This window comes from Flavobacterium sp. (genome assembly GCF_043722275.1).
In the GTDB taxonomy this organism is placed as follows: domain Bacteria; phylum Bacteroidota; class Bacteroidia; order Flavobacteriales; family Flavobacteriaceae; genus Flavobacterium.
This window is the reverse complement of record NZ_JAYSPC010000041.1, coordinates 1-12163: the sequence shown is the minus strand read 5'-3', so window position 1 is coordinate 12163 and position 12163 is coordinate 1. Positions and strand designations below refer to the sequence as shown.

The window sequence follows — 12163 nt, the reverse complement described above, 5'->3', positions numbered from 1 at the left end:
AGTATTGGCAGTAAAAAAAGGATTATTCTCCTCTTTTAATGACAAAACAGTATTGATTTCGTAAATTTTTTGTTTACGAATATTGACTTGATAAGCAATTGTGAATGCAATTATCAAACTAGCCAGAAACCATTTCCAGTAACTTAAAATTTTTAATAAAAATCCCTTAAAATCAAAATTCGAATGATTTTCAAAAATGGAAAAATCTTTTATATCTAACATATTTTGAATTTGGTTTTAATTTTTAAGCAACAAAAATACGGTTGTAGCTAATGACAAAATAGTAACAATCGTACTAATAGATTCTATCCCGGTTTTCCCAGTTCCCCATGTTTTTTGTTTAAGAGGTTTTACATAAATGTAATCGTTAGGCTGTAAATAATAATATGGAGATTTCATTACATTAACATCAGTTAAATCTAAGTCGTGCATTTGCATTCCTGTTGGCGATTGACGAATTACAGTTACAGCTTTTCTGTTTCCGGTAATTGTTATATCGCCGGCATTTGCAACAGCTTCCATAATATTTACATGTTCCTGAAACAATGTTTTTGTACCGGTACTTCCAACTTCACCGTTTATAGTATATTTAAAACCAGCTAGTTTTACAGTAATAAAAATATTAGCCTCGCTTTTAAAATATTCTTCAAGTAATTTTTTTTCAATTATGACTCGAACTTCTTCCAAAGTATATCCTATAACATTTATTTCGCCCAATATTGGCATTCTAATGTTTCCGTGATCATCCACTGTAAAACCATTAAAATATAACTCTGATTCAGATTTACCTGCTGAAGCATTTTGTGTTGTATTAAAAATCGACACCAATTTAGGATCGATTGCTTTTATATCAACACTCAAGACATCATTTACTTGTAATCTGTAAGGTTTTGATTCTACAGCAGCGATATTATTTTGTTCACCAGAATTATTTTTATCCTGCAAATACACTAAATCTTTTACAGGAATACACGATGTAAATAAAGCACCAATTAATAGTAATATATAAAAGCCGTTCTTTGTCATTATTAAAATTTTATCGCAAATATAGCTTTTCCTTTAATCTTCAGAAAATCTAAGTTTATTTAGGGTTTATTTAATTATTTTTGAAAGTTTTTTCGAACGGAACTCGATGTAAAATACTTCTTCCAAGTGTAATTTCATCTGCATATTCTAATTCATCTCCAACAGAAATACCTCTGGCAATTGTAGAAATCACAATTTCTGATTCGGCAATTTGTTTATAGATATAAAAATTTGTCGTATCGCCTTCCATTGTAGAACTTAACGCAAAAATAATCTCAATTACATTTCCTGATTTTACTTTTTCAACCAAAGTTGTAATATTCAACTGACTGGGACCAACTCCTTCTATAGGGGAAATTTTACCTCCTAAAACATGATAGATTCCTTTATATTGACCAGTATTTTCAATAGCCATAACGTCCCGAATGTCTTCAACTACACAAATTGTCTGATGATTTCTGGTCAAATTTGCACAGATTTCACAAACTTTAGTATCTGAAATATTATGGCAACTTTCGCAAAATTTTATATCTGCACGCATATTCAATAATGCCTGAGATAAAAATCCGGTTTGCTCTTTTGGCTGTTTTAATAAATGCAACACTAATCGTAATGCCGTACGCTTACCAATTCCGGGCAATTGTGACATTTCGTTGACTGCTTTTTCTATTAATTTTGATGAAAATTCCATGACGACAAAAGTAATACTTTTAATGGTTTAGTAGGTTTTGGGGCAACTAAATTCAGTTTTATCGAGATACTAATTCTAACTACAAAAGTTCTTTTCTAGCCCAGATAGAAACGATATCCTTTTTCTGGCTTCTTTAGCCAGGAAAAGATATAGTGGATAGCTGGAAAAGCTCCTGAAAAAAATTAATATTGATTAGTGGCCAATAAAACCAAAGTACAAGCAACTTCTGCTTTAATATTATTCAATTCCAGCAATTGATAAAATTCCGGATTTTCTGTACCAGGATTAAAAACTACTCTTTTAGGCTGAGCCTCAATAATATAATTATAATAATCTCGTTGACGAGTAGGATTTAAATACAACGTTACTGTATCTATATTTTTAACCGGAATGGCTTTGGTATGGATTTTTACACCCGCAACTTCTCCTGTATTTTGACCAATTGCCAAAACAGTGTGTCCTTTATCAACTAACATGTTTATGGCTTTAAAAGCGTAACGATCTGGTTTTGTGGTAGCACCAAGAACTAAAGTTTTTTTATTTTTCATTATTTTTCAAATATGTCACAAAAGTAATCAAAAAGAATGAGGTTAGTTTAGGTTATTGATTTAGAAATAATAACATTAAAAATAATATACTAACTTGAATTTGCTTTGAGGTATCAAAAATTAACTATTTTTACTTCATTAACTAAAACAGCATGGATTTATTCATTTATTTATTTGCGGCGCTTTTCTCCGTATTAAACCCAATCGGAACAGTTCCGATTTTTGTTGGATTAACACAACATGACTCTCAAAAAGAGCGCTCAAGAATTTCGTTATGGACTGCCATAAACGTATTTATAATTTTGATTGTTTCTTTTTTTATCGGACAATATGTTTTGTCTTTTTTCGGAATTAGTATTGACGCACTTCGAATTGCAGGTGGAATTGTAATTGTGAATTCAGGATTTTCATTACTTTCAGGGAAATTCAATAAAAAGCGGGGAATCAATAAAAAAATTGAAAATGAAGCACAACAACGTAACGATATAGCTTTAACGCCATTAGCAATCCCAATGTTAGCTGGTCCAGGATCAATTTCTTTGCTAATTGCTTTTCATCAGGAACATCACGGAATGGAAGAAATAATTATATCGTCTTTGGCAATTTTAGCGATTGCAGTTGCAATTTTTGCTATTCTAAAAAGCGCACATTATTTAGCCCGAATATTAGGAGCATCTGGAATTGTTGCTATTTCCAGAATTGTTGGTTTTATTGTTATTTCTATCGGAATACAATATATTGTAAGTTCAATTATAAATATTGTCAAAGGAAATTTGATGTAGATATCTTTTTATTTCATAAAAAATGCCCACATATTTACCTACTCTTTGGGACATTTTAATTTTACTCCTTTTGACATTTTAAAGTGTGCAAACTTTCGTTGGAACATTTAATATTAATTAGTGAAGTTCCACTATTTGAAGATGAAAACCTATTCGAAACATGGATATAATATCTGACAAAAGGGATATTTTACAGCATATTTTTTTATCTTTGAAATCATAATTTTAATTCAAATGGCGTTATCTTTAAGCCTTCAGAAAACTTATATTCATTAACTAAATAGTTGAGCCTTTTTAATATCAAATTTTATTATTCCGCTTTAAATTGCATTATCCAAAAACATAAAAAACAGTTGCAAACTTTTATTCGCAACTGTTTATCTTTCATCCTTGGATGCATTTTCGGTAAAGCTTTATTCTAAAAACGAACCTTAACTTCTTGGCAAAAACACTTCTGCCATCATACATCTTGCACTTCCGCCTCCGCAAGCTTCAATCGTATCAAGACTAGAACTCAAAATTTCGGCGTGATTTTCTAATTGAGCAATTTGTTTAGGAGTTAAACTTTGATGTGCCGAAGCACTCATAACAAGATATTTTTTATCATTTGTTCCTCGAACTTCTAACATATTACCAGCAAAATTATTTACCTGAGCTTCTGTAATCAGAATAACTTCTTTTTTATCTGTTTTTAGATTATCAAGAACCATTTTACGTTCTTTTTTATCGTCAATACAATCTGCACAAATAACTGCAAAAGTCTCGCCTAAACACATCATTACGTTTGTATGATATATTAATTTACGTTCACCGTCAACTGTCTGAAAAGCTTCAAAAATAACAGGAGCATAATCAAAATCTTCACAAAATTCAATAAACAACTCTTCATCTGAACGAGGCGATAATGCGCAATATGCTTTTGCATTGGCTCTGTCTAAAAGCAGACTTCCGGTTCCTTCCAGAAAAAAACCATCTTCCTCTGCAGATGTATAATCCATTATATTAGCAATCTCAAAACCTTTATCTTCAAGAGTATCTAAAATATCTTCGCGACGTTCCTGACGACGATTTTCTGCAAACATTGGATAAAGAGCTACATCACCATTTTCGTGGAATGAAACCCAGTTGTTTGGAAAAATACTATCTGGAGTATCTGTTTCTAAAGTATCATCAATCACAGTAACATCAACACCAACTGCTCTTAATTTTTCTACAAAAACATCAAATTCTTGTTGCGCTTTTGCATTTACTGTACTTGGTAAAAGACCATCTAATACTTTTTGGTAATAATTATTTACTGCCGTTTGCTCATTCATTCTAAAAGCAACTGGCCGAATCATTACAATTGCATTTGTCGTTTGTTTCATAATCTTTATATTTTTGTTTCGGGTTTCAAGTTTCAAGTCGAACGAACTTGACTTTGAAAGCTGAAACTCATTTTTTTTAGTCTCTAATTAACGGAAGTGTTGAACATCTTAATAAACCTTCTTGTTTTGCAATTTCGGCATAAGGAATTTCTTCAACAGTAAAACCTTTTGAACGTAACCAATTATTAAGTCTGGTAAAGTTCTTCTCTGAAACTACTACATTTTCATCGATAGAAAATACATTAGAAAACATATTATACATTTCATTTCTTTCAATATGAAATAAATTTTCTTTCCCAAAAAGATTTACTAAATAAAGATAATCAGCTTCCTCACGAAAACCTCTTTTATAAATAATTCCTTTATCTTTTCCTACTGGCTGAAAACAACAATCTAAATGCAAAGCATTATCACGAGCTTCGATTTTAGATTTAACCAAATCAAACTCCTTTACAATTTTATTTGGAAATAATTCTTTAATAAAATTTACACCATGCATATTCGTTCTAGCCGTAATGTAATCTTTATAATCGCTTCCTTTATATGTTCCAATAAAAATATGATCGTTCCAAAGCATAACATCTCCGCCTTCAATATGAACTTCTTCTGGCGGACGAACCACCTTTAAAGGATCAATTTGATCAAGTATATATTGAATTGCATCTAATTCACGTTCTCTATCAGGAAGAATATTTGATTTTACGAAAGTATCATCAATTACAAACCCGATATCTCTCGCAAAAATCTGATTATAATTCTCAATCATTTCAGGACGATATACTTTTACATCATATTTTTGAAAAACAGCATTAAAAGCATCCATTTCAGCAACCATATCTTTTTCAATTGGATATGTTCCTGCCTTAATATGTTCCAATGATTTAGGATCATAAGCTTCATCTAAAGATGGAGTTGGACCATTATGAACCGCAGAACCCAAAACTACTGCACGTAATCTGGACGTTTCATTCTTTATATTTAATTGCAACATAACTTTATTATATTTTGGCCAAAGATAAAAAAAGCTTCACAGTTATGTGAAGCTTTAAAATATTTTATTTGTTCGACTTAAATTTTCTCAGCGGATGCCCAGTATAAATTTGTCTTGGTCGACCAATTGGTTCTTTGTTTTCACGCATTTCTTTCCATTGTGCAATCCAACCCGGTAATCTTCCAATAGCAAACATTACTGTAAACATATCTGTAGGGATTCCTAATGCTCTGTAGATAATTCCAGAATAGAAATCTACGTTAGGATATAAATTTCTTGATTTGAAATAATCATCTTCTAAAGCTGCTGTTTCTAATTTTTTAGCAATTTCTAAAATAGGATCTTCAACTCCTAAAGTTTCTAATACTTCTTTAGCTGCTTTTTTAATTATTCTTGCTCTTGGATCGAAATTTTTATAAACTCTGTGACCAAATCCCATTAAACGGAAAGGATCATTTTTATCTTTGGCTTTAGCCAAAAATTTATCTGTATCTCCACCGTCTTTATTAATTTCTTCTAACATTTCAAGTACAGCTTGATTTGCACCTCCATGAAGTGGTCCCCAAAGAGCAGAAACACCAGCAGAAATTGAAGCAAATAAACCAGCATGAGATGAACCAACCATTCTTACAGTTGATGTAGAACAATTTTGCTCGTGATCAGCATGAAGAATAAATAATTTATCTAATGCATCTACAATAACCGGATTTGCTGAATAAGGTCCGGTAGGCAATTTAAACATTAATTGCATGAAGTTATCAACGTAACCTGTTGTGTTATCGTAATAATTCAACGGATAACCCATAGATTTTCTATAAGTCCAGGTTGCAATTACAAGAAATTTACCCATTGTTTTACAAATGGCCTCATACATTTCTTTTTCATTTTCAACGTTTACTGCTTTAGGATTAAATGCAGTTAGAGCGCTTGTCAAAGCTGACAAAACTCCCATTGGGTGAGCCGTTTTTGGGAATCCGTCAATGATATTTTTCATTTCTTCGTTTACCAAAGTATGTTTTTTAATACCATTTTCAAATTGCTCCAATTCTTGAGCTGTTGGCAATTCACCAAAAATCAAAAGATATGATACTTCTAAAAAGTTCGCTTTTTCAGCTAAATCTTCAATTGAATATCCTCTGTAACGTAAAATTCCTAATTCTCCGTCTAAGAAGGTGATTTCACTTTTACATGATCCGGAATTCTTATATCCAGGATCAATAGTAATAATACCAGTTAAATCACGTAATTTGTTAATATCGATAGCTGACTCATTTTCGCTTCCCGTGATTACCGGAAGTTCAATTTTTTGACCATCTACTTCTAATGTAGCTATTTTTGACATAATATATCGGAAATAAATCTTTAAAATAATAATTTATCAAATCTAAGGAATTTAAGACTAATTAAAAAAAGAATCCTGCTATGAATTTGTTAAAACTCCAAAAAAAAACCATTCGCATAAACGAATGGTTTAAATTTAATATATAACTCTTACAATTATTTGATCTTGAAAGCGTTTAATCCAGGAAAATAAGCAGTAGATCCTAACTCCTCTTCGATTCTTAATAATTGATTGTATTTTGCCATACGATCAGAACGAGATGCAGAACCTGTTTTGATTTGACCACAGTTTAATGCTACAGCTAAATCAGCAATAGTATTATCTTCTGTTTCTCCTGAACGGTGAGACATTACTGAAGTATATCCTGCGTTTTTAGCCATATTTACAGCCGCAATAGTTTCAGTTAAAGTACCAATTTGGTTTACTTTTACTAAAATTGAATTAGCAATTCCTTTTTCAATTCCAGTTAAAAGACGCTCAACATTTGTAACGAATAAATCATCACCTACTAATTGAACTTTGTGTCCGATTTTTTCAGTTAGAAGTTTCCATCCATCCCAGTCATTTTCATCCATTCCGTCTTCAATAGAAATAATTGGGTATTTCGCTACTAATTCAGCTAAATACTCCACTTGTTCAGCAGATGTTCTTACTTTACCAGTTTCTCCTTCAAATTTAGAGTAGTCGTATTTTCCGTTTACATAAAATTCAGCAGAAGCACAGTCAAGCGCAATCATAATTTCGTCACCAAAAGTATATCCAGCATTTTCAACTGCTTTTTTGATAGTATCCAAAGCATCTTCAGTACCACCAGCCAAGTTTGGAGCAAATCCACCTTCATCACCAACAGCTGTACTTAAACCTCTGTCGTGCAATACTTTTTTCAAACTGTGAAAAATTTCAGTTCCCATTTGCATAGCATGAGAAAAAGAAGTTGCTTTTACAGGGAAAATCATAAATTCTTGAAATGCAATAGGAGCATCAGAGTGAGAACCTCCATTGATGATATTCATCATTGGTACAGGCAAAGTATTAGCAGAAACTCCACCAACGTATCTGTATAAAGGCAATCCAAGTTCATTTGCAGCAGCTTTTGCAGCAGCTAAAGAAACACCTAAAATAGCATTAGCTCCTAATTTAGATTTATTTGGAGTTCCGTCTAAATCAATCATCAATTGATCAATCATATTTTGTTCAAAAACAGAAGTTCCAACTAATTCTTCAGCAATAACAGTATTTACATTGTTCACTGCATTCAAAACTCCTTTTCCTAAGAAAGCTTTTCCTCCGTCACGTAATTCAACAGCCTCATGTTCTCCGGTTGATGCTCCAGATGGAACAGCAGCTCTACCTAAAACTCCATTCTCAGTAATTACATCAACTTCAATAGTAGGATTACCTCTGGAATCAAAAATTTGTCTAGCGTGAACTTTTATTATAATACTCATTATTTTTGTTTTTTATTAATAAATTATAAATATTTTTCGAAATTATAAAAATATTTAATATTAAATACCACATTTAACAATTAAATACCTTTATTTTATTAACTACATCGTTTTAGCAGAAGCTCCTTTTATATTCTCAACAAATTGATCGAATAAATAAGATGAATCATGTGGTCCGGGACTTGCTTCAGGATGATATTGTACTGAAAAACAATTCTTATTTCTCATTCGCATTCCAGCGACAGTATCGTCATTTAAATGTATATGCGTAAGTTCTAACTCAGGGTGACCATTTAAAGCTTCCCTTTTTACAGCAAAACCATGATTTTGCGAAGTAATTTCACCTTTACCCGTCAGAAGATTTTTCACAGGATGATTAATTCCTCTGTGTCCACCAAACATTTTATAAGTTTTAACTCCATTTGCCAAAGCAATTATTTGATGTCCTAAACAAATTCCAAACAAAGGCTTATTATCTGCAATAATTCCTTTTGCTACTTCAATAGCTCCAAAAAGTGGATCTGGATCCCCAGGACCATTTGATAGAAAATATCCGTCTGGATTAAATTCAGCTAAATCCTTATAAGTTGAGTCATAAGGAAAAACCTTAATATAACAATCTCTCTTAGCAAGATTTCGCAGGATATTCTTCTTAATCCCTAAATCTAAAGCAGAGATTTTATACGTAGCATTTTCATCACCAAAAAAATAAGGTTCAGTAGTTGAAACTTTTGACGCCAACTCTAAACCTTCCATGTTTGGCACATTCGCCAATTCTATTTTCAAATCTTCAACTAAAGTGCCATCAGTACAAATAACTGCATTCATAGCTCCATTATCACGAATATAACTCACCAATGCTCTTGTATCTACATCGGATATACAGATCAAATTTTGCTTAATAAAATAATCTTCTAAACTTCCGGAAGAATCTTCCCTAGAATAATTAAAACTGAAGTTTTTACAAACTAATCCAGCAATTTTGATACTATCAGATTCAATTTCTAAATCATTAACACCATAATTCCCTATGTGAGGATTAGTAGCAACCATAATTTGACCAAAATAAGAAGGATCTGTAAAAATCTCCTGATATCCTGTCATCCCCGTATTAAAACAAACTTCACCAAAAGTTTTACCGCTAATTCCGATAGATTTTCCATGAAAAATAGTTCCATCACTTAGTAATAAAATGGCGCTTTGTCGTGTAGTGTATTTCATTATATAATTGTATTATTTTTTAATTGTTCATGAAACTCGCGATGCTCATTTACATTTGTAATTAGATATTTTGCAAATTTACTTCTTTAAAAGAGCGCTTCCAAGATTTTTTAAAAATTTCATTCATAAAATTAAAACCTAAATTTCAAAATAAGTTACATTTTAAACTTTTTCAAAAAATGCCAAAAAAAAAAGGATAAACTAAAATTAGCTTATCCTTGATTTCTATAGAATCATTACTTTCATAATTATTCAGAAGCTTCAGTAGTCGATTCTGATTCAGCAGCTGGATCCTCAGAAGTCTCATCAGCTTTTTTTGCTTTACCACCACGACGGCTTTTAGCTTTTTTAACTTCTTTTTTACCACCATTGTAAAGTTCATTGAAATCTACAAGTTCGATCATTGCCATATCAGCATTATCTCCCAAACGATTTCCAACTTTAATGATACGAGTGTATCCACCTGGACGGTCTCCAACTTTAGCAGCTACGTCTCTGAACAAGTCAGTTACCGCATATTTACTACGTAAGTAAGCAAAAACAATACGACGATTGTGAGTCGTATCTTCTTTTGATTTTGTGATTAAAGGCTCAACGAATTGTTTAAGCGCTTTAGCCTTAGCAACAGTAGTGTTAATACGTTTGTGCTCAATAAGAGAACAAGCCATATTAGCTAACATAGCTTTTCTATGTCCAGTCTGTCTGCTTAAGTGATTGAATTTTTTTCCGTGTCTCATTGCTATTTTAAATTTAATCCGCCGTAGCGGATTGAATTATTCTTTATCTAATTTGTATTTAGCTAAGTCCATTCCGAAAGTTAAATTTTTAACAGCTACAAGTTCATCTAGCTCAGTTAAAGATTTTTTACCAAAATTACGGAATTTCATTAGGTCATTTTTATTGAACGATACTAAATCACCAAGTGTATCAACTTCAGCCGCTTTCAAGCAATTTAATGCTCTCACAGATAAATCCATATCAACAAGCTTAGTTTTAAGCAATTGTCTCATATGCAATGACTCTTCATCATACGATTCTGTTTGTGCAATTTCGTCAGCCTCGAGTGTAATTCTTTCGTCAGAAAATAACATGAAGTGGTGAATTAAAACTTTTGCAGCTTCAGTAAGAGCATCTTTTGGATTAATTGATCCATCAGTTTTTATTTCAAAAACTAATTTTTCGTAATCTGTTTTTTGCTCAACACGGAAGTTTTCAATTGCATATTTTACATTTTTTACCGGAGTAAAAATAGAGTCTGTAAAAATTGTTCCAATTGCAGCATTCTGTTTTTTGTTCTCCTCAGCAGGAACATATCCTCTACCTTTTTCGATTGTTAAATCGAAGTTCAATTTGATTTTAGAATCTAAATTACAGATAACAAGGTCTGGATTCAGAACTTGAAAACCTGAAATAAATTTTTGAAAATCACCTGCTGTTAATTGATCTTTACCAGAAACAGAAATTGTAACTGCTTCATTATCGATATCTTCAATTTGACGTTTAAAACGCACTTGTTTTAGATTAAGGATAATTTCGGTAACATCTTCAACAACACCTGAAATAGTAGAAAACTCATGATCTACACCTTCGATACGAACAGATGTAATTGCATAACCTTCTAATGCTGAAAGCAAAACTCTTCTAAGTGCATTACCAACTGTCAATCCATAACCAGGTTCTAAAGGTCTAAATTCGAATTTACCTTCAAAATCGGTTGAATCGATCATGATAACTTTATCGGGCTTTTGAAAATTAAATATTGCCATAAATTTCGACTAAGTCAATTATTATTTGTTGTACAACTCTACGATTAATTGTTCTTTAATGTTTTCTGGAATTTGAAGTCTTGCAGGTACAGAAACAAAAGTTCCTTCTTTAAGATCATTATTCCAAGTAATCCATTCGTAAACATGACTTGAATTTGATAAAGAACGTTCAATAGCTTCTAAAGATTTAGATTTTTCACGAACTGCTACTTTATCACCAGGTTTAAGGTGGTAAGAAGCGATATTTACAACTTCACCATTTACAGTAACGTGTCTGTGAGAAACTAATTGTCTAGCGCCTCTTCTAGAGGGAGCGATACCCATTCTAAAAACAACGTTATCTAATCTTGCTTCACATAATTGTAAAAGAACTTCACCAGTAACACCTTTAGTAGCTGATGCTTTTTTGAATAAATTTCTGAATTGTTTTTCTAAAATTCCATAAGAATATTTAGCTTTTTGCTTTTCCATTAACTGAACAGCGTACTCAGATTTTTTTCCTCTTTTTTTAGCCATCCCGTGTTGTCCAGGTGGGTAATTTCTTTTTTCGAAAGATTTGTCATCTCCGAAGATTGCTTCGCCAAATTTACGAGCAATTCTAGTTTTTGGACCAGTATATCTTGCCATTTCTAAAAAATTAAATTTAAGGTAGAGATTATGAATTCAGGTCAAATCCTTCGATAATCTATATTCTACCTTGTTATACTATATTAAATAAATTAAACTCTACGTCTTTTTGGAGGACGACATCCGTTGTGAGGCATTGGAGTAACATCGATAATCTCTGTAACTTCAATTCCACCGTTATGAATAGAACGAATAGCAGACTCACGTCCGTTTCCTGGTCCTTTTACATAAACTTTTACTTTTTTAAGTCCAGCTTCAAGAGCTACTTTACTACAATCTTCTGCTGCCATTTGGGCTGCGTATGGAGTGTTCTTTTTAGAACCTCTAAAACCCATTTTACCAGCTGAAGACCAA

The 12163-nt window shown here is 32.0% G+C and carries 14 protein-coding genes; 1 reads left to right on the top strand and 13 read right to left on the bottom strand.

Annotated elements, in window-relative coordinates:
• From ACHZDT_RS05220 to ACHZDT_RS05205, 4 genes are all read right to left on the bottom strand, one after another.
• A partial coding sequence (locus ACHZDT_RS05220; protein WP_394773586.1) for a hypothetical protein occupies positions 1-222 on the bottom strand: 222 nt, incomplete at its 3' end.
• Between the two features lie 15 nt (positions 223-237).
• Positions 238-1026, bottom strand: a complete 789-nt coding sequence (locus ACHZDT_RS05215; RefSeq protein ID WP_394773585.1) for a polysaccharide biosynthesis/export family protein — start codon at positions 1024-1026, stop codon at positions 238-240.
• 70 nt (positions 1027-1096) lie between these two features.
• Positions 1097-1717 (bottom strand): recombination mediator RecR, encoded by a 621-nt coding sequence (recR, locus tag ACHZDT_RS05210; RefSeq protein ID WP_394773584.1) that lies wholly within the window; start codon positions 1715-1717, stop codon positions 1097-1099.
• Between the two features lie 182 nt (positions 1718-1899).
• Positions 1900-2265, bottom strand: a complete 366-nt coding sequence (locus ACHZDT_RS05205; protein WP_394773583.1) for a CoA-binding protein — start codon at positions 2263-2265, stop codon at positions 1900-1902.
• A 152-nt stretch (positions 2266-2417) separates the two neighbouring features.
• Here ACHZDT_RS05205 and ACHZDT_RS05200 point away from each other — a divergent pair, with 152 nt between their 5' ends.
• Entirely contained in the window at positions 2418-3047 is a 630-nt protein-coding gene (locus tag ACHZDT_RS05200; protein ID WP_394773582.1) for a MarC family NAAT transporter, read from the top strand.
• A gap of 431 nt (positions 3048-3478) precedes the next feature.
• On the opposite strand, the gene ctlX is transcribed toward ACHZDT_RS05200, so the two are convergent.
• The 9 genes from ctlX to rpsK form a co-directional block, all read right to left on the bottom strand.
• The gene (gene ctlX / locus ACHZDT_RS05195; protein WP_394773581.1) at positions 3479-4414 is read right to left on the bottom strand and encodes a citrulline utilization hydrolase CtlX; all 936 of its coding nucleotides are present in this window, start codon (positions 4412-4414) and stop codon (positions 3479-3481) included.
• 76 nt (positions 4415-4490) lie between these two features.
• The gene (locus ACHZDT_RS05190; RefSeq protein ID WP_394773580.1) at positions 4491-5405 is read right to left on the bottom strand and encodes a dimethylarginine dimethylaminohydrolase family protein; all 915 of its coding nucleotides are present in this window, start codon (positions 5403-5405) and stop codon (positions 4491-4493) included.
• 64 nt (positions 5406-5469) lie between these two features.
• Positions 5470-6747 carry a citrate synthase gene (locus ACHZDT_RS05185; RefSeq protein WP_394773579.1) on the bottom strand — a complete coding sequence of 426 codons (1278 nt, stop codon included), beginning with the start codon at positions 6745-6747 and terminating at the stop codon, positions 5470-5472.
• A gap of 155 nt (positions 6748-6902) precedes the next feature.
• Complete coding sequence (gene eno / locus ACHZDT_RS05180; RefSeq protein WP_394773578.1) at positions 6903-8195, bottom strand: phosphopyruvate hydratase; 1293 nt, start codon at positions 8193-8195, stop codon at positions 6903-6905.
• A gap of 102 nt (positions 8196-8297) precedes the next feature.
• Positions 8298-9416, bottom strand: a complete 1119-nt coding sequence (carA, locus tag ACHZDT_RS05175; RefSeq protein ID WP_394773577.1) for a glutamine-hydrolyzing carbamoyl-phosphate synthase small subunit — start codon at positions 9414-9416, stop codon at positions 8298-8300.
• 248 nt (positions 9417-9664) lie between these two features.
• Positions 9665-10153, bottom strand: a complete 489-nt coding sequence (gene rplQ, locus ACHZDT_RS05170) for a 50S ribosomal protein L17 (RefSeq protein ID WP_394773576.1) — start codon at positions 10151-10153, stop codon at positions 9665-9667.
• A 36-nt stretch (positions 10154-10189) separates the two neighbouring features.
• Positions 10190-11182: a DNA-directed RNA polymerase subunit alpha gene (locus tag ACHZDT_RS05165; RefSeq protein ID WP_026109818.1), complete on the bottom strand. Its 993-nt coding sequence runs from the start codon at positions 11180-11182 to the stop codon at positions 10190-10192.
• Positions 11183-11203: 21 nt separating this feature from the next.
• A complete protein-coding gene (gene rpsD / locus ACHZDT_RS05160) occupies positions 11204-11809 on the bottom strand; it encodes a 30S ribosomal protein S4 (RefSeq protein WP_026982953.1) in 606 nt (201 codons plus the stop codon).
• Between the two features lie 92 nt (positions 11810-11901).
• On the bottom strand, positions 11902-12163 hold a 262-nt coding region (gene rpsK, locus ACHZDT_RS05155), incomplete at its 5' end, for a 30S ribosomal protein S11 (RefSeq protein WP_394773575.1).

Bases quoted from the DNA above. Each gene is read 5' to 3' on its own strand.
- ACHZDT_RS05215 (WP_394773585.1), bottom strand. From the start codon at position 1,026: ATGACAAAGAACGGCTTTTATATATTACTATTAATTGGTGCTTTATTT.
- recR (WP_394773584.1), bottom strand. From the start codon at position 1,717: ATGGAATTTTCATCAAAATTAATAGAAAAAGCAGTCAACGAAATGTCA.
- ACHZDT_RS05205 (WP_394773583.1), bottom strand. From the start codon at position 2,265: ATGAAAAATAAAAAAACTTTAGTTCTTGGTGCTACCACAAAACCAGAT.
- ACHZDT_RS05200 (WP_394773582.1), top strand. From the start codon at position 2,418: ATGGATTTATTCATTTATTTATTTGCGGCGCTTTTCTCCGTATTAAAC.
- ctlX (WP_394773581.1), bottom strand. From the start codon at position 4,414: ATGAAACAAACGACAAATGCAATTGTAATGATTCGGCCAGTTGCTTTT.
- ACHZDT_RS05190 (WP_394773580.1), bottom strand. From the start codon at position 5,405: ATGTTGCAATTAAATATAAAGAATGAAACGTCCAGATTACGTGCAGTA.
- ACHZDT_RS05185 (WP_394773579.1), bottom strand. From the start codon at position 6,747: ATGTCAAAAATAGCTACATTAGAAGTAGATGGTCAAAAAATTGAACTT.
- eno (WP_394773578.1), bottom strand. From the start codon at position 8,195: ATGAGTATTATAATAAAAGTTCACGCTAGACAAATTTTTGATTCCAGA.
- carA (WP_394773577.1), bottom strand. From the start codon at position 9,416: ATGAAATACACTACACGACAAAGCGCCATTTTATTACTAAGTGATGGA.
- rplQ (WP_394773576.1), bottom strand. From the start codon at position 10,153: ATGAGACACGGAAAAAAATTCAATCACTTAAGCAGACAGACTGGACAT.
- ACHZDT_RS05165 (WP_026109818.1), bottom strand. From the start codon at position 11,182: ATGGCAATATTTAATTTTCAAAAGCCCGATAAAGTTATCATGATCGAT.
- rpsD (WP_026982953.1), bottom strand. From the start codon at position 11,809: ATGGCAAGATATACTGGTCCAAAAACTAGAATTGCTCGTAAATTTGGC.